At 74.3% G+C, this 16,992-nt stretch carries 15 protein-coding genes; 6 read left to right on the forward strand and 9 right to left on the reverse strand.

What is annotated here, in order from left to right:
* Positions 1 to 1,005, reverse strand: a 1,005-nt coding sequence (locus tag F8279_RS24845; protein WP_151501236.1) for an aromatic acid exporter family protein, incomplete at its 3' end; no start/stop codon positions are given.
* A gap of 69 nt (positions 1,006 to 1,074) precedes the next feature.
* On the opposite strand from F8279_RS24845, the gene F8279_RS24850 reads away from it, so the two are divergent.
* The gene (locus tag F8279_RS24850) at positions 1,075 to 1,710 is read left to right on the forward strand and encodes a metal-dependent phosphohydrolase (RefSeq protein WP_091425474.1); all 636 of its coding nucleotides are present in this window, start codon (positions 1,075 to 1,077) and stop codon (positions 1,708 to 1,710) included.
* On the opposite strand, the gene F8279_RS24855 is transcribed toward F8279_RS24850, so the two are convergent.
* Positions 1,636 to 1,968, reverse strand: coding sequence for a DUF4031 domain-containing protein (locus F8279_RS24855; RefSeq protein ID WP_091425477.1), 333 nt, complete (start codon positions 1,966 to 1,968; stop codon positions 1,636 to 1,638). The two genes, F8279_RS24850 and F8279_RS24855, sit on opposite strands and share 75 nt — an antisense overlap.
* 33 nt (positions 1,969 to 2,001) lie before the next feature.
* On the opposite strand from F8279_RS24855, the gene F8279_RS24860 reads away from it, so the two are divergent.
* The gene (locus F8279_RS24860) at positions 2,002 to 3,402 is read left to right on the forward strand and encodes an FAD-binding oxidoreductase (protein ID WP_091425479.1); all 1,401 of its coding nucleotides are present in this window, start codon (positions 2,002 to 2,004) and stop codon (positions 3,400 to 3,402) included.
* Between the two features lies 1 nt (position 3,403).
* Here the strand turns inward: F8279_RS24860 and F8279_RS24865 are convergent, their stop codons facing one another.
* Together F8279_RS24865 and F8279_RS24870 are read right to left on the reverse strand one after the other, a co-directional pair.
* Entirely contained in the window at positions 3,404 to 3,901 is a 498-nt protein-coding gene (locus tag F8279_RS24865; protein WP_151501237.1) for a hypothetical protein, read from the reverse strand.
* 65 nt (positions 3,902 to 3,966) lie between these two features.
* Positions 3,967 to 5,784, reverse strand: a complete 1,818-nt coding sequence (locus F8279_RS24870; protein ID WP_151501245.1) for a glycerol-3-phosphate dehydrogenase/oxidase — start codon at positions 5,782 to 5,784, stop codon at positions 3,967 to 3,969.
* Between the two features lie 68 nt (positions 5,785 to 5,852).
* On the opposite strand from F8279_RS24870, the gene F8279_RS24875 reads away from it, so the two are divergent.
* The 3 genes from F8279_RS24875 (at position 5,853) to F8279_RS24885 (ending at position 9,550) form a co-directional block, all read left to right on the forward strand.
* The gene (locus tag F8279_RS24875) at positions 5,853 to 8,264 is read left to right on the forward strand and encodes a S8 family serine peptidase (protein WP_151501238.1); all 2,412 of its coding nucleotides are present in this window, start codon (positions 5,853 to 5,855) and stop codon (positions 8,262 to 8,264) included.
* A 43-nt stretch (positions 8,265 to 8,307) separates the two neighbouring features.
* The gene (locus F8279_RS24880) at positions 8,308 to 9,234 is read left to right on the forward strand and encodes a GNAT family N-acetyltransferase (RefSeq protein ID WP_151501239.1); all 927 of its coding nucleotides are present in this window, start codon (positions 8,308 to 8,310) and stop codon (positions 9,232 to 9,234) included.
* A gap of 70 nt (positions 9,235 to 9,304) precedes the next feature.
* Positions 9,305 to 9,550 carry a hypothetical protein gene (locus tag F8279_RS24885; protein ID WP_151501240.1) on the forward strand — a complete coding sequence of 82 codons (246 nt, stop codon included), beginning with the start codon at positions 9,305 to 9,307 and terminating at the stop codon, positions 9,548 to 9,550.
* A 71-nt stretch (positions 9,551 to 9,621) separates the two neighbouring features.
* Here F8279_RS24885 and groL read toward each other — a convergent pair whose 3' ends face one another.
* The 3 genes from groL to F8279_RS24905 all read right to left on the reverse strand — a co-directional run bounded on the left by groL (position 9,622) and on the right by F8279_RS24905 (position 13,200).
* Complete coding sequence (gene groL, locus F8279_RS24890; protein ID WP_013288853.1) at positions 9,622 to 11,244, reverse strand: chaperonin GroEL; 1,623 nt, start codon at positions 11,242 to 11,244, stop codon at positions 9,622 to 9,624.
* Between the two features lie 274 nt (positions 11,245 to 11,518).
* A complete protein-coding gene (locus tag F8279_RS24900) occupies positions 11,519 to 12,706 on the reverse strand; it encodes a hypothetical protein (protein WP_225853401.1) in 1,188 nt (395 codons plus the stop codon).
* Positions 12,707 to 12,996: 290 nt separating this feature from the next.
* Positions 12,997 to 13,200: a cold-shock protein gene (locus F8279_RS24905; RefSeq protein ID WP_013288855.1), complete on the reverse strand. Its 204-nt coding sequence runs from the start codon at positions 13,198 to 13,200 to the stop codon at positions 12,997 to 12,999.
* Between the two features lie 218 nt (positions 13,201 to 13,418).
* Between F8279_RS24905 and F8279_RS24910 the strand changes: the two genes are divergently transcribed.
* Positions 13,419 to 13,934 (forward strand): GNAT family N-acetyltransferase, encoded by a 516-nt coding sequence (locus F8279_RS24910; RefSeq protein ID WP_151501242.1) that lies wholly within the window; start codon positions 13,419 to 13,421, stop codon positions 13,932 to 13,934.
* A 59-nt stretch (positions 13,935 to 13,993) separates the two neighbouring features.
* Here the strand turns inward: F8279_RS24910 and paaN are convergent, their stop codons facing one another.
* Positions 13,994 to 15,667 carry a phenylacetic acid degradation protein PaaN gene (gene paaN / locus F8279_RS24915; RefSeq protein ID WP_192580763.1) on the reverse strand — a complete coding sequence of 558 codons (1,674 nt, stop codon included), beginning with the start codon at positions 15,665 to 15,667 and terminating at the stop codon, positions 13,994 to 13,996.
* A gap of 52 nt (positions 15,668 to 15,719) precedes the next feature.
* Complete coding sequence (locus F8279_RS24920; RefSeq protein ID WP_151501244.1) at positions 15,720 to 16,739, reverse strand: GNAT family N-acetyltransferase; 1,020 nt, start codon at positions 16,737 to 16,739, stop codon at positions 15,720 to 15,722.
* Between the last annotated feature and the right edge of the window lie 253 nt (positions 16,740 to 16,992).

A 16,992-nucleotide genomic window follows, 5' to 3' on the forward strand; every position in this document is an offset into this window, starting at 1 on the left:
CTCCGGCTCCTGTCCGGCGGCGAACTCCTGCCGGAGCAGGCGTACCGACTCGGCCAGGTGACCGATCGCGTCCGGCATCGGCTCGGGGATCGGCTCCTCGTCCTCGATCATGGTGACGGCGCGGCGGATCAGCGTGCCGCTGTTGCGCATGGCCCGGTCGATCGGGTCGGCGGCCTCGGCGTAGTGGGTCAGCTCGCCGCGCCGGTGCCAGCGGGCCGGGGAGAGCGTGCTCGTCTCCTTGGCGCCTTCGATCGCCTCGGAGAGCGCGGCCAGTTCCTCCTTGTTCTCGCGCAGCCGGAGCAGCGCCCGCTGGGCCGCTTCCCGGTCCCCGCTGCGCAACGCGTCGGCGCAGGCGTCGAGCTGGTCGGAGAGCAGGTCCAGCGCCGGCCGGGCGGCCCGGTTGATCACCCGCAGCGGGTTGAGCGGCAGCAGGATGGCGGTGACCAGCAGCGCGATGCCGCCGCCGAGGAACGCGTCGATGAAGCGGGGGAACTCCAGGTTCTCCGTGGACGGGCTGAGCGTCACGATCAGCACGGCGGTGGCCGCCGCCTGGATCACGATGGCGACGCTCGCCCCGGCGAAGATGCTCAGCAGGATCGCCGAGGTCACGACGAGCGCGAGCTGCCACGCGCCGGTGCCGACGAAGTAGATGAGCGCGTCGCCGACGAGCACGCCGACGGCCACCCCGACGATCAACTCGACGGTGCGGCGGAACCGTTGCCCCACCGAGGCGGCGAGCGTGCCGACCGCGGAGATCGGCGCGAAGACCGGCTGGGGGTTCTTCAGCAGCCGGTGGGAGATCAGGTACGCCAGGCCGGCGGCGAGCCCGGCCTGCACCGCCAGGCCGAACGCGGTACGGACCCGGTGCAGCCGGTCGTGCAGTGTGGCCTTGCTGCGGTGCCGCAGTTCGTCCATCGCGGAGGCGATCCGCTGGCCGTCACGGTCACCCGGGCCTTCTCGCTGATCGCCGCGACGAAGAAACGGCAGTCGTCGGTCCCGGGCCATGGCGGGTACTACCCGCGACGATCCCGCTGAATCCCCGGTCCGATCGCGGAGTGGGGCAGACTGCACCCGGTGGACGACCTGACGGCACGGTGGCGGGAGACGGCACGGGCGGCGCGCGCGACCGATCCGGTGGGAGTCGACCGGGCCGGCGCCCGGCTGCTGGCGGGCTGGCGGGAGCCGCACCGGCGCTACCACGACGAGGCGCACCTGCGGGCGGTGCTCGACGTGGTCGACGCGTACGCCGGTCTGGCCCGCGACCCCGACCTGGTCCGGCTGGCGGCGTGGTGCCACGACGCGGTCTACGACCCGCGCGCGGCGGGCGACGCCAACGAGCGGGCCAGCGCCGACCTGGCCGGCGAGCTGCTGGCCGCCGCCGGGCTCCCGGCCGCGACGGTGACCGGGGTACGCCGCCTGGTGCTGCTCACCGCCGGTCACGTGGTCGGGCCGGACGACCCGGACGGCGCGTTGCTGTGCGACGCCGACCTGGCGGTGCTCGCCGCCCCGGCGGACCGCTACGACAGGTACGCCGCCGCGATCCGCGCCGAGTACGCGCACGTGGCCGATCCGGACTTCCGCGCCGGCCGGGCCGCGGTGCTGCGGCACCTGCTCGCCCTGCCGGCGCTGTACCGCCTACCCGAGCCGCACGCCCGCTGGGAGGCTCGGGCGCGCGCCAACCTGTCCCGGGAACTGGCCGATCTCGCCTGAGACGCGGTGCTTCGGGCGGCGCAGACCGGCGTCACGCAGCAGCCGGACGATCTCCCGCGAGGGCACGACCGTGGCGCCGAGCCAGACCGCCGCCCGGAACCGCTCGGCCGGCACGTCGTAGTGGTCCCGGTCGAAGCCGCGCCGGGGCGCGCCGAGCATCTCGGCGAACGCGTGCAGCTCGGCGTACGAGACGTCGCTGATCAGGTGCGACCAGAGCCGGCCGCGCCAGGGCACGGTGGGCGGGTCCAGGTAGAGCACGGCAACAGACGGTACGCCGGTAGCCTTCCCGGCATGGCCGCCCATCCCCTCCTCGACGACCTGCGGGCCGCGCTCGGCGACGCCGCCGTGCTGACCGACCCGGACCTGCTGGCCGGGCACGAGCGCGACGAGGCCGACCTGTGCGACTCGGGCACCCCGCTGGCGGTGGTACGTCCCCGCGACACCGGCGAGGTGGTGGCGGTGGTCCGGGCGGCCGCGCGGCACGGCGTACCCGTGGTGCCGCAGGGTGCGCGGACCGGGCTGGCCGGCGCGGCGAACGCGGTCGCCGGCGCGGTGGTGGTGAGCACCGTGGCGATGGACGCGGTCCGGGAGATCGACCCGGTCGGCCGGATCGCTGTGGTGCAGCCGGGCGTGGTGAACGCGGCGCTCGCCCGCGCGGTACGGGAGCACGGCCTCTGGTATCCGCCGGATCCCGGCTCCTGGGAGTCGTCCACCATCGGCGGCAACGTGGCCACCAACGCCGGTGGCATGTGCTGCGTGAAGTACGGCGTGACCAGCGAGTACGTGCTGGGCCTGGAGGTGGTGCTCGCCTCCGGCGAGGTGCTGCGCACCGGACGGCGTACCGCCAAGGGGGTGGCCGGGTACGACCTGACCCGGCTGTTCGTGGGTTCGGAGGGCACGCTCGGCGTGATCACCGAGGTGACAGTGGCGTTGCGTCCGGCCCCGGAGGAGTCACTGACCCTGGTCGCGGTCTTCCCCACGGTGGCGACGGCCGGTGGCGCGGTCGCCGGGATCGCCGAACGAGGGCTCACCCCGAGCCTGCTGGAACTGCTGGACCGGACGCATCTGCGGGCGATCGAGGCGTACCGGCCGATGGGTCTGCGCACGGACGCCGAGGCGCTGCTGCTCGCCGCGGTGGACACCGGTGCCCGGGCCGCCGACGACCTGGCCCGGCTGGCCGAGGTCTGCACCGCGGCGGGCGCCGACGAGGTCTACGCGGCCACCGACGCGACCGAGGCCGCCGCCCTGCTCCAGGCGCGGCGGCTGGCCCATCCGGCCATGGAGCGGTTCGCGGCCGAGACGTTCCCGGGCGGCAACGGCGGCCTGGTCATCGACGACGTGGCGGTGCCGCGCGGCCGGCTGGCGGAGCTGCTCGACGGGGTGGCCCGGATCGCGGAGGCGTGCCAGGTGCCGATCGGTGTGGTCGGCCACGCGGGCGACGGCAACATGCACCCCAACATCGTGGTCGACCGGGCCGATCCGGCGAGCCTGGCCCGGGGACGGCGAGCATTCGACGAGATCATGCGGCTGGGGCTGGAACTGGGCGGCACCTGCACCGGGGAGCACGGCGTCGGGCTGCTCAAGCGGGACTGGCTGGCCCGCGAGATCGGCCCGGTGGGCGTACGCGTGCACCAGGCGATCAAGACGGCGCTGGACCCGGCGGGGCTGCTCAACCCCGGCAAGGTGATCTGAGTCAGCCCTTGTCCTCGGCCGGTGTGGCCTGGGTGACGAGCAGCAGCACGTCGTAGGCCACCTTCGGCTTCGGCTCGCCCGGGCAGTCCTGGATGGTGACGGTCAGGTCCGGCGGCACGAGCAGCGTCGAGGTCAGCACGCCGATGCAGCCCTGCTTGTAGCCGCGGGCCTGGTCGGTCTCCTTCGCCATCGCCGGGTCCGCGAGCATCCGCTGGAGCCGCCGCGTCTGGTCCGGGTTCAGCGTGCCGGTGGCGTCGACGCCGTCACCGGCGCAGTCGCGGCACTGCCAGCGGCCCGACGGGTCCACGTCCAGGTTGCGGACCGGGCCGTCGCCGAGCCGCTGCACCAGGGAGACGCGCCTGCTGTCCGGTGTCGGACTGGCCGTGCCCGCCGCCCCGGGTGTGGTGGCGCCCTCCGCCCGGCCGAAGGAGCAGCCGGTCAGAGCCAGCAGGACCACGACGCACAGGGCGGGGACGCGCAACCAGGATGGGCGAACCACGCCGGAAACCTACACTTCCGTAGGTAGTGCGCACTACCGGCCGAGCGGCCCGGGTCGGGGATCCCCTACCTGGGGGAGGCCGGAAGTTCAACGCCCGGGCCGTCGGTGCCCCGGTCGGCGGCGAATCCGCGTACGTCGGGCGCGCCGAGGCGGGCCGCGTCGGCCGCGATGTCGTCCGGCATGAGCTGCGACTCCCGCTCGGCCAGCACCCGCGCCCGGTAGTGGGCGACCTCCCGGTCCCGGGTCGCCGCGTCCCAGCCGAGCACCGCGCCCATCAGCTCCGCGGCGTGCTCCGCCGACTCCAGGCCGCGGTGGCTGGTCTCGATCGAGATCCGGGTACGCCGGGTGAGCACGTCCTCCAGGTGCAGCGCGCCCTCGGCGCGGGCGGCGTACGTCACCTCGGCGGCGAGGTATTCCGGTGCGCCCGCCAGCGGCGAGCCGAGCAGCGGATCGGCGTCGACCAGGGCGAGCAGGTCGAGCGTGAGGGTGCCGTAGCGCTCCAGCAGGTGCTCGACCACGCCGACCGCCACCCCGTGCCGGCGGGCCAGGTCGGCCCGGTCCCGCCACATGGCCGCGTACCCGTCGGCGCCGAGCAGCGGCAGGTCGGCGGTACGCGAGGGGCGGGTCCGGCCGAGCCGGTGCATCGCGCGGTCGACCACGTCGGAGGCCATCACCCGGTAGGTGGTGTACTTGCCGCCGGCGACCAGCAGCAGGCCGAGCATCGGCTCCACCACCGCGTGCTCGCGGGAGAGCTTGGAGGTGGAGTCCGCCTCACCGGCCAGCAGCGGGCGCAGCCCGGCGTAGACGCCCTCGATGTCGGCGGTGGTCAGCGGCCGGTCCAGCACCTCGTTGACCTGCGACAACAGGTAGTCGATGTCGCTCGCGGTCGCGGCCGGATGGGACCGGTCGAGTTGCCAGTCCGTGTCGGTGGTGCCGATGATCCAGTGCCCGCCCCAGGGGATCACGAACAGCACGCTCGTCGCGGTACGCAGGATCAGGCCGGTCTCGCCGACGATCGCCGAGCGGGGCACCACGAGGTGCACCCCCTTGGAGGCCCGGACCCGCAGCTTCGGGCGCAGGCCGACGTCGTTGAGCATCCGCGACATGTCGTCGCTCCACACGCCGGTGGCGGCGATCACGGTGCGGGCGCGTACCTCGAACTCGGCGTCCGGCGACCCGGCGGGCGCCTCCAGGTCGCGGACCCGCACGCCGGTGACCTCCCGGGCCTGGCGGATCAGGCCGGCCGCGCGGGCGCTCGTCACCACTGTCGCGCCGAGACTCGCCGCGGTGCGCGCCAGCGTCACCACCAGGCGGGCGTCGTCGACCTGGCCGTCGTAGTAGCGGATCGCGCCGGCCAGCTTGTCCGGGCGCAGGCTGGGGAAGATCCGGCGGGTGCCCTCGCGGGTGAGGTGCCGGTGCAGCGGCATCCCGCGCCCGCCGCCGAACACCCCGGCGAACGCGTCGTACGCGGCCACGCCGAGGCCGTAGTAGGAGCGGCGGAAGAACCGCCGGGGCAGGTCACCCGCGCCGCCTGCGGCGGGGAGCGGCACCAGGATCGGCACCGGGCGGACCAGGTGCGGTGCGAGCCGGGTGGCGAGCAGGCCGCGCTCGGTCAGCGCCTCGTGGACCAGGTGGAACTCCAACTGTTCCAGGTAGCGCAGGCCGCCGTGGATCAGCTTGCTGGATCGGCTGGACGTGCCGGCGGCGTAGTCGCGCGCCTCCACCAGGGCGACCTTCAGCCCTCGGGACGCGGCGTCGAGGGCGGCGCCCGCTCCGGTCACGCCACCGCCGATGACCAGCACGTCGAACCGCTCGGCCCGGAGCCGGCGCAGGTCGTCGGCGCGGCGCTCGGCGGAGAGCCGGCCGGCCGTGGATCGGGACACACTCGGGTCACGCACCAGTCAACGGTAACCGTCCCGGGCGCGCGGCGGCACGGCCCGGCCGTACCGTGATGACCATGCTGACCGGCCCGCCGCCCGCTCCCGTACCGCCGCCTCCGCGCGAGACCGGTCCGTGGCCGGTCGTCGCGGCGGTGGCGACCGGGGTGTGGATCGTGCTGGTCACCGTGCCGGGCCAGATCACCGGCTGGCTGGTCGACCAGGTGGCGCTGGCGATCGGCGCGGACCGGCCGGTGGCGGGCTGGCCGGTGGTCGCGGTGGCCACCGTGCTGCTGGCCGGCGCTCCGGCGCTGGCGCTGGCGCTCGCGCCCCGCTCCCCCGCGCTGCGGGTGACCGGCCGGGCCTGGACCGCCGCCGTGGTCGCGCTCGGCGCGACCACGCTGCTGCGGACCGTGCCGCCGGTGCACCACGAGGCGTACCTGGCCGCGCTCGCGGTGACCGCCGCGGCGCTCGCGCTCCTCGCCGTCCGTCTCGGCCGCGTCCGGCCGCCGGTCGTGGTGGACGCGGTCCCGGAGGGCCGGTTCGGGTCGGTGTCGCTGCTGGCGATCGCGGCCGGCCTGGCCGTGCTGCTGCCCTGGGCCTGGGTGGGCGCGCTGGGCGGTGCGCTGGAGACGTTGCTCGCCGGTCTGGCCGCCGCCGCGCTGGGCGCGCTCGCCGGGGCGCTTCTCGGAGCCGGTTTCTGGGCCGCGTTCGGGCCCGGCCCGGCCCGGCTGGTGCTGGTCGGCGGTCTGGTCGCGGGCGTGGCGCTGACGCCGCTCGCCGCCGGCGCCGGGCAGTCGGGCGTGCAGTTGCCGGCGCTGGTCCTGCTGCCGCCGCTCGGTTTCGTGCTGGCCGCGCTGGAGGCGGCGGCCCGCCACGCGGGGCGGCCGGCCGGTCCCGCGCCGGTGCGCCGGCTGGTCGGGCTCGCCCTGCTGGGGCCGCTCGCCTTCACCGACCCCGAGGAGGTCAGCCTCCTGCTCTCAGCCACCCGCGACATGCCGTTCTGGGTCGCGGTGGGGACCGGCGTGGCATTCGCCGTCGCGGTCCTGCTGGCCGTCGGGTACGGCGTGCTGCTCGCCCGGTCCCGCGCCCGCGCGCCCCGGCGCGGTGCGGCCGCGCTCGCTGCCGCCGCGCTCCTCGCCGCTGTCGCCGTGGTGTACGTCGTCCCCGGCCAGCCGGGGCTGTACGGCGAGCGGCTGCTCGTGGTGCTCCGCGAGCAGGCCGACCTGACCGGCCTGCCGGCCGGGACGCCGGGCCGGGCCGGGCGGGACGCCCGGGCGGCCGAGGTCTACCGGCGGCTGGTGGCCACGGCCGACCGCACGCAGGGCGACCTGCGCCGCACGCTGACCGGGATGCGGCTGAGCCCGACGCCGTACTACCTGGTGAACGCGATCGAGACGGACGGCGGGCCGGCGGTGCGGGCCTGGCTGTCCAGCCGTCCCGAGGTGGCCCGGGTGCTGGTCAGCCAGCGGTTGCGCCCGCTGCCGGCGCTCGCCCCGCAGGCGCGCGGCGACGCGCCGGCACCGGCCGGCCCGGCCTGGAACGTCTCGCTGATCGGCGCGGACCGGGTGTGGTCCGAGCTGGGCGTCACCGGCTCCGGCGTGGTGGTGGGCAGCTCCGACTCCGGGGTGGACGGCCGGCACCCGGCGCTCGCGGACGGCTTCCGGGGCGGCGACGACTCGTGGTACGACCCGTGGGAGGGCCGCCGCGCCCCGGCCGACCGGGGTGGTCACGGCACCCACACGCTGGGCAGCGCGGTGGGCCGGGACGGGATCGGCGTCGCGCCGGGCGCGAGCTGGGTCGGCTGCGTCAACCTGGACCGCAACCTGGGCAGCCCGGCCCGCTACCTCGACTGCCTCCAGTTCATGCTGGCCCCGTTCCCGCCGGGCGGGAACCCGCTCACCGACGGCCGCCCCTCTCGCGCCCCGGACGTGCTCACCAACTCGTGGGGCTGCCCGCCGGTGGAGGGGTGCGACCCGGGGGCGCTGCGACCGGCGACCGCCGCGCTGACCGCGGCCGGCATCCTCGTGGTGGCCGCGGCGGGCAACACCGGCCCGTCGTGCGGTTCGATCGCGGATCCGCCCGCGCCGTATGCGGACGTGCTGACCGTCGGGGCGGTGGACCGGCAGCGGCGCGTCACCGAGTTCTCCAGCCGCGGCCCGGCACCGGACGGTCGGGCCAAGCCGGACCTGGTCGCTCCGGGTGCCGCCGTGCTCTCCGCGATGCCGGGCGGCGGGTACGCCACCCTGGACGGCACCTCGATGGCCACGCCGCAGGTCGCGGGCGTGGTGGCGCTGATGTGGTCGGCGAATCCGGCGCTGGTCGGGGACCTGGAACGGACCCGGGCGATCCTGCGCGACACCGCCCAGCCGGTCACGCCGCCCACCGGGGCGGACACCTGCGGCGGACCGCGGGACGTCTCCGGCGCCGGGCTGGTGGACGCGTACGCGGCGGTGCGCGCGGCCCGGTCCGCAGCGACCGGTTAACAACCCTGTCCATTGGCCTGCCGATGTTCTAGGGTCGGCGTCCATGGACGTGGAGATCATCGAGCTGGGCCGGGACCGGCTGCCCGAGGTGGTCGAGCTGTGCCGGCTGTCGCTCGACCTGCCGGAGGACGCGGCCGAGGCGTCAGCGGTGGTGGTCACCGTGTCGGAGCGGGCCGAGGCCGGCCGTCCGGTGCTACGCCTCGGCGCGGTACGCGACGGCGCGCTGGTGGGCGCACTCGTCGGGTCGCTGTCGGCGGCCGATCCGCGCCTGGGCCACGTCGACCTGGTCGCGGTGGCGCCGAAGGACCGCCGCCAAGGCGTGGGCGGGGCGCTGCTGGCCGAGGCGGAGAGCCGGCTCGGCGCGCTCGGGGCGGCCGAGGTGCTGCTCGCCGGCAACCCGCCGCACTACGCCTGGCCGGGCATCGACGTGCGCTACACGCCGGCGGTCTGCGCCGCGCAGCGGCTCGGTTACCGGCAGGACCGTACCGCCTGGAACATGACCGCCGAGCTGACCGAGTCCTCGGCGGCGCTGCGCTCCACCGAGGCCGCCGAGCAGCGGCTGGCCGGGCGGGGCGTGACGGTACGCCGTGCCGGCTCCGACGACCTGCCGGCGCTCGCCGCGTTCGCCCGGTCCACGTTCGGCGGCGCCTGGGACGGTGAGCTGGCCGGTTCGGTGGGACGGCCGGACGCGGGTGTGCACCTCGCCGAGCGGGACGGCGAGATCCTCGGGTTCGCCGCGTACGGGTCGGCGCGGCCGAGCTGGTTCGGGCCGATGGGCACCGCACCGGCGGCGGAGGGCTCCGGGATCGGTGGCGTGCTGTTGCGCCGCTGCCTGCGCGACCAGGCCGCCGCCGGGATCACCGCGGCGCAGATCGGCTGGGTGGGGCCGGTGCCGTTCTACTCGAACGCGGCCGGGGCACGGATCGAGCGGGTGTTCTTCCTCTACCGGAAAGCCATCAAAGGGGCATAGACGTCAATAGCGCCATTCGGCCTCCTTCGCCATCGACCGGGCTCTACGGTCGGAGCAGAGGAGGCGGTGCATGACCACGAATGACGAACGGGCCGAGGATCCGGCGGCGGCCCGACGCCCGGCCGACGAGCTTCCCGGCCAGCTCCCCTTCGACCGGCTCGACGTCGGCGACGCCGAGCAACTCGCCGAACTGACCGGCGCCGCCGGGCCACCGGTGGAGGAGCCACGGCAGCCGGTGGACGAGCCGAGGCGCCGGCCGCCACCGCCGTACGACAGGGCGCACAAGCGGCGCAACCAGCGCCCGCTGCCCACCTGAGCCGGGCACGCGGACAGGGGGCGGACCGCTGACGCGGCCCGCCCCCTTCGGCGTACTGGGTGGAGCTGGACTCAGAAGTCCATCTCCCCGCCACCCGGACCGGCCGGGGCGGCCGGGGTCTTCTCCGGCTTGTCCGCCACGACGGCCTCGGTGGTGAGGAACAGCGCGGCGATCGAGGCGGCGTTCTGCAGCGCGGAACGGGTCACCTTGGCCGGGTCGATGATGCCCGCGGCCAACAGGTCCACGTACTCGCCGGTCGCGGCGTTGAGGCCGTGACCCGGGTCGAGGTTGCGGACCCGCTCGACGACGACGCCACCCTCCATGCCGGCGTTGACGGCGATCTGCCGCAGCGGGGCGTCCAGCGCGATCTTGACGATCTGCGCGCCGGTCGCCTCGTCGCCGGCCAGGTCCAGCTTGTCGAAGGCGGTCTTGCCGGCCTGCACCAGCGCGACGCCACCACCCGGGACGATGCCCTCCTCGACGGCGGCCTTCGCGTTGCGGACGGCGTCCTCGATGCGGTGCTTGCGCTCCTTCAGCTCGACCTCGGTGGCCGCGCCGACCTTGATCACCGCAACACCGCCGGCCAGCTTGGCCAGACGCTCCTGCAGCTTCTCCCGGTCGTAGTCGGAGTCGCTCTTGTCGATCTCGGCCCGGATCTGGTTCACCCGGCCCTGGATCTGCTCGGCGTCGCCGGCACCGTCGACGATGGTGGTCTCGTCCTTGGTCACCACGACCTTGCGGGCGCGGCCCAGCATCTCGAGGCCGGTCGCGTCCAGCTTGAGGCCGACCTCCTCGCTGATGACCTGACCACCGGTGAGGATGGCGATGTCGGTCAGCATGGCCTTGCGGCGGTCACCGAAGCCCGGCGCCTTGACGGCGACCGACTTGAAGGTGCCACGGACCTTGTTGACCACCAGGGTGGCGAGGGCCTCGCCCTCCAGGTCCTCGGCGATGATCAGCAGCGGCTTGCCCGACTGCATGACCTTCTCCAGGATCGGGAGCAGGTCCTTCACCGACGAGATCTTGCTGTTGACGATCAGGATGTACGGGTCGTCGAAGACGGCCTCCATACGCTCCGGGTCGGTCATGAAATAGGCGGAGATGTAGCCCTTGTCGAAGCGCATGCCCTCGGTGAGCTCGAGCTCCAGGCCGAAGGTGTTGCTCTCCTCGACGGTGATGACACCTTCCTTGCCCACCTTGTCCATCGCCTCGGCGATGATCTCGCCGACGCTGGGGTCGGCGGCGGAGATGGAGGCGGTGGAGGCGATCTGCTCCTTGGTCTCCACGTCCTTGGCGAGCTTGAGCAGCTCCTCCGAGACGCTGGCCACGGCCGCCTCGATGCCCCGCTTCAGGGCCATCGGGTTGGCGCCGGCGGCCACGTTGCGCAGACCCTCACGAACCAGGGCCTGGGCCAGGACGGTCGCCGTCGTCGTGCCGTCACCGGCGACGTCGTCGGTCTTCTTCGCGACCTCCTTGACCAGCTCGGCGCCGATCTTCTCGTACGGGTCCTCGAGCTCGATCTCCTTGGCGATGCTCACACCATCGTTGGTGATGGTGGGGGCACCCCACTTCTTCTCGAGCACGACGTTGCGGCCCTTGGGGCCGAGGGTCACCTTCACGGCGTCGGCGAGCTGGTTCATGCCCCGCTCGAGGCCGCGGCGCGCCTCTTCGTCGAACGCGATCATCTTGGCCATACGGCGTTGTCCTCCTGGACACTCACGGGCCACCCGGATGCCCGGATGGGCCGTCTGGTGTACGCACCTTGGGAACGTCGCCACCTGGCGACGACGACGTCTCCTCGGTCGGGCCGGACAGCCCGCGACGACCGGCCTCGTACCGCTCCGGCGCCCCTTCGGACACCGGCGCGGCCGTGGCCCTACCGCCCCGACCTTCTGGCACTCACCGTACGCGAGTGCCAATGACTTGTTTAGCACTCTCCCTAGCCGAGTGCAAGCACGACAGCCCCGCTCAGCCGAGTTCCGCCGCCAGCCGGGCCGCGTTCACCGGGCCTTCCTGAGCCCGCTGTTCGGCGTACGTGACGACCAGTCCGACCTGCTGCGCCAGGTACGCCGGGGCAGCCAGCAGGGCGCCGAACACGGCGAACGCCACGGCGCCGATCGCGGTGCCGACGGCCGTCATCGGCTCGACGCCGAACAGCGCCCCGCTGATCCCGCCCACGACCGCGTCCAGCACCGTCGCCGCGAGGAGGACCGCCATCACCAGGGCGACCCGGCCCAGCACCATGCCGAACCGGCTGTGGAACATCCGCCAGGCCCGCCCGATCGGCTCCCGCCGCTCGAACAGGTAGACCGGACCGAACAGGGCCAGCGCGAACGCGGCGTAGAGGCCGGGCAGCAGACAGAAGCAGCTGCCGATCATGACCAGCAGCGAGACCAGGAGCGTCCAGCCCCACAGGCCGAGGGCGCGGCGCATCCCGTACCGGAAGGCGGCGCCGAGTCCGGTCGGCTCACCGGCGGCCTGGCGGGCGACCACCCAGGTGCCGGCGGCCCAGCCCGCCGCCTGGAGCAGGCCGAAGGCCAGCCCGGCGGCCAGGAGCACGCCGTAGAAGGCGAACAGCTGCCCCCAGAAGCCGGCCGGCAGCCCCGGCGCGCTGTCCGGGGCGGTCGCCAGTTCACCCTCGGGGCTGAAGACGAGTGTGAGGACGCCGATCACCGCCGCCGGGAGCACCTGGGTGAGCAACACGATCGGCAGCAGTTGCCGCCAGCCGCGCCGCAGCGCGGCGGTGCAGCGGGCGAACCAGGGACCGATGCCCCCGTGCGGCGGGTTGACGAGCGGATCCTGCGGGTCGATGCCGGGATACCAGCCGGCGTACGCCCCGGGACCGGCCGGGACCGGGTACGCCGCGCCGGGCATCGGGTACGCCGCGCCGGGCATCGGATAGCTCGGGTACGCGGGGCCGCCCCAGCCCGGCGGCGGCGTACCCGGCGGCGCGGTCCAGCCGTGCGGCGGGGTACCCGGCGCGGTCCAGCCCTGCGGCGGGGTGCCCGGCGCGGTCCAGCCCTGCGGGGTGTGGCCGGGTGGGACGTCGCCCGGCGCGGTCCAGCCGGGCGGGGCGCCCCAGGCGGGTTGACCGGCCGGGTTCGGGGCGCCGGGCTGCGGGCTGTCGTACACCGGCTGGTCAGGGACGATCGGCACGGGGCCGGTATGACCGGCCCACGGGTCGGCGCCGGACGCGCCGGAGGCGGGCGTGGCCCCTCCTGTGGTCCCCGGCGGTCCCGGTGCCCGCTCGGCAGCAGGAGGCGGGGGCGCGGTCGGGTCGTCCGGAGGGCGGGACGCCGCCGGCTCGGTGGAACCCGACGGGGGCAGATCGGACATGGGCCCTCCTCAGCGACTACGGCTGGAACGGCTCATGATCTTCCATGGTGGTCGGCCGCACCGCAGCCCCCGGTCCGGGGTCCGGTCGCGGGAGCACCGCCCGCCGCGGGTCAGGCGATGACGCGGACCCGCTCGGCCTGTGGACCCTTCTGCCCCTGCGCGATCTCGAACTCGACCCGCTGGCCGTCGTCGAGCGCCTTGTAGCCGTCCATCTCGATCGCGGAGAAGTGGACGAAGACGTCCTGCCCGCCGTCGACGGCGATGAAGCCGTAGCCCTTTTCGGCGTTGAACCACTTCACGGTGCCCTGTGCCACGGTGCACTTCCTCACTCTGCGCGGCGTTCCAACACCCGGAAACCGGCGGACCGGCACCGGTGGCGCACCGATTCAGCGATCGGTGATGCTGAATTCAGTGACCGAAATCGCACGCTACACGAGGCGTGACGACGGCGCACGACCACAAATCGGGCATATTCCGGGGCGTACCCGGGCCTGTCGCACACCCGCTGCGGGCCGTCCGGTATGCATGCGGCATGACCAGCGCGACCACCACGACCACCGTCCGCCGGGTCCGGCCGACCGACGCCGCCCGGATGCGGGCGCTCCGGCTGGAGATGCTGGCCGACTCCCCGCTGGCCTTCCTGGAGACGGTGGCCGAGGCCGCCGCCCGGCCGCACGCGGAGTTCGCGGCCCGGGTCGCGGCCGTCTCCCGGGGCGACCACACCGCGCAGTTCGTGGCCGACCCGGGCGGCCGCCTGGTCGGCCACGCCGGCGGCACCGCCGCACCGGACGAGCCGGGCCTGACGCTCGTCTACGCGGTCTACGTGACCCCGGCCCGGCGGGGCACCGGCCTGCTCGCGGCGCTCGTCGACGAGGTGGCGGCCTGGTCGCGCGCCTGCGGACGGCCCGACCTGATGATGGAGGTGGTGGCCGGCAACGACCGCGCCTACCGGGCCTATCAGAAGCTGGGCTTCGTGGACACCGGGGTACGGGTGCCGCACCCCCGGATCGCCGGCCTGTACGAACTCCAGATGCGCCGCCCGGCCTGAAGACGCATCCGGGTGCGCCGGTCGTCACCGCGACGACGGACGCACCCGGAACCGGTGACTCAGACGTGCCGGCGGCTCTGCACGATGCGGAACCGGTTGGCGACGTACGCGCCGTCGGTCAGCGCCGAGTTGGCCGCCGCGTTCGCGCCCGAGCCGTGGAAGTCGGAGAACGCCGCCGACTGGTTGACGAACACCCCGCCGGTCAGGTTGCAGGACAGGTGCACCCCGGCGTCGATCGCCGCCGCCTCGGCCGCGTCCAGCACCGCCTCGTCGGTGGAGTAGACGCCCGCGGTCAGCGCGCCCTTCTCCCCCACCGTCTCGCGCAGGATGCGCAGGCTGTGCTCGGTGGAGTCGGTGGCGATGGCGAACGAGATCGGCCCGAACCACTCCCGCGAGTAGGTCGCGGTGTCGGACGCGTCCAGCTTCACCACCGTCGGCGTACGCACCACCGCGCCGGGGAAGGACGGGTGCTCGACGGTGCGCGACTCCAGCACCGGCTCACCGACCTTGGTGACCTCGTCCAGCCGCTCCAGCACCCCGTCGTTGACGATCGCGCCGGTCAGCTCGACGCCCCGGGCCGGGTCGGCGGTCAGCTTGGCGACCGCGCCGGCGATCCCGGCCGCCACCTCGTCGAAGCTCCTGTGCCCCTGGTCGGTGGAGATGCCGTCGCGCGGGATCAGCAGGTTCTGCGAGGTGGTGCACATCTGGCCGCTGTACAGCGTCAGCGTGAAACCCAGGTTGCGGCAGAGCCCGGCGAAGTCGTCGGTGGAGTCGATCACCACCGTGTTCAGGCCGGCCTTCTCGGTGTAGACGGCGGCCTGCCGGGCGTTCGCCTCCAGCCAGTCGCCGTACTCGGTGGAGCCGGTGAAGTCGACGATCTTCACGGCCGGGTGCAGGGCCAGCGTGGTGGCGAGCTTCTCGCCGTCCGTCTCGGGGGCGAGCTGCACCAGGTTCGGGTCGAACCCGGCCTCGGCGAGCACCTGGCGGGCGTACTTGACGGTGACCGCCAGCGGCAGCACCGCGCGCGGGTGCGGCTTCACCACCACCGGGTTGCCGGTGGCGAGCGAGGCGAACAGACCGGGGTACGAGTTCCAGGTCGGGAACGTGTTGCAGCCGATGACCAGCGCGACCCCGCGCGGCACCACGTGGAACGTCTTGGTCATCCGCAGCGGGTCGCCCTTGCCGGCGGCCTTCTCCCAGCCGGCGGTCCCCGGGTGGCGGGTCATCTCCGCGTACGCGTAGGCGACCGACTCCAGGGCCCGGTCCAGCGCGTGCGCGCCACCGGCCTGGAACGCCATCACGAACGCCTGGCCGCTGGTGAACTGCACCGCGTTGGCCAGCTCGAACACGTTGCGGTGCAGCCGGTCCAGGACCTCCAGGCAGACACCCGCCCGGGCCTGCGGGCCGGCGTCGCGCCAGGTGGGCAGCGCCGCGCTCGCGGCGGACACCAGCTGGTCGGCGCTCGCGTGCGGGTAGCGCACGTCCAGCGCCACCCCGAACGGGCTGACCTCGGTGGCCACGGTGGTGCCGTCACCGGCCTGGTCGAGCGGGAAGTCCCCGCCCAGGTACGCCTCGAAGGCGGCCTTGCCGTCGGCGGCGGCCGTCTCGCCGTACACCCGAGGGCTGGGCGACTCGGGGTAGGCCGACCAGTACCCGCGCTCCGCGATGGCGGTCAGCGCCCGGTCGAGGGTCTCGCGGTGCCTGTCGTACAGGGGGTGCGGGGTCTCCGTCATGCCCGCCATCATGCAACAGAAAGGCACCAGATCAGTAGGGGCGTGTCACAACTCAGATCGTCAACTGCCAGTCGACGGAACCGGCGGCGGGGCGGAAGCCGAGCTGGTCGTTGATCGCGACCATGCGCCGGTTCGCTAACGCGTTCCAGGTGTCGACGGCCCGCAACGCCGGTTCGTGCGCCAGCGCGTACTCCAGGTTCCCGGCCTTGCAGAGCAGGCCGAGCCGGTGGCCGCGGTGGCCGGGGTCGACGATGGTGATCTCCTGCCAGGCGTGGCCGGTGCTGCCGGCGTCCAGGCCGAGCTGGGTCCAGCCGACCAGCCGGCCGGACGCCTCGTGCACCACTCCGGTGTTGTAGCGGCGTACGCCCCGGGCGTCCAGCGCCCGCTCCGCGTCCCGCAACCGCGCCGCGTCCACCTGCTCCGGCTCCCAGTCCAGCTCACCCATCGGCGCGTCGAGCAGCAGCCGGCCCTGGAGGTGGGCGACGTCCGCGACGTACTCCTCGGGGGTGTGGTCGCGCCACCGCACCGGCCGGTATCCGGTCGCCGCGGCGCGGGCCTCGGCCAGCAACGCGGCCAGCCGGTCACGGTCGAGCCCGGCCACGTCGAGGCGGCGGCGGATGTCGGCCAGCGCCGGTTTGGCGCCCGTGGCGGCGGCGAACGCGGCGCCGGGGAACACCCGGTCCTCCTCGCCGGGCAGCGCGGCGACCGTCGCGCCGACAAGGCGTTTGCCGCCGTGCTCCCGCAGCAACCGGACGCCGTGGTCGTGCAGCGTGCGCCCGATGCCACGCCGCCGGTACGCCGGGTCCACTGTGAGTTCGACGCTGGCGTTCTCGGTGTTGTCGATCGTGTGCAGGTAGAGGCGGAGCCACCCGACCGGCGTCCCGTCGAGGCGGGCCACCAGCCAGCGCGTGTCGATGCCGGGCATCGGGTGCGACAGCGGCGCCTCGAACCGTCGCCGACAGGGGTCGGGCAGGTCCGGCTCGTCGACGGCCTGCGCGGCGCACGCGATCCGGTGGACCGCGTCGAGCGTCTGCCGGTCGGCCGGATCCAGGGGCGTCACGGTGAGCGTCATGTCACCGAGGGTGCGCCGGACACAGCGAAGGGGCCAGCGGTTTTCCGCCGGCCCCTTCGGACGTTGGTCGGGAGGGACGTCCGCACAACGCCTCCGGCGTTGGGTCGCAAGAACTTGAAAAGTCTCCGGCGGATGCCCTCCCGCACGAAGCATCTTGCGCCGTCCGGTTCCTGCCGTCAAGTCCTTGAGGGCGGTTTTCTGGCACTCACCGCACATCACCGGTTACCCACCGGTCTCACCCGATCCCCCACCC

The organism is Micromonospora sp. AMSO1212t (assembly GCF_008868145.1).
GTDB classification, from domain to species: domain Bacteria; phylum Actinomycetota; class Actinomycetes; order Mycobacteriales; family Micromonosporaceae; genus Micromonospora; species Micromonospora tulbaghiae.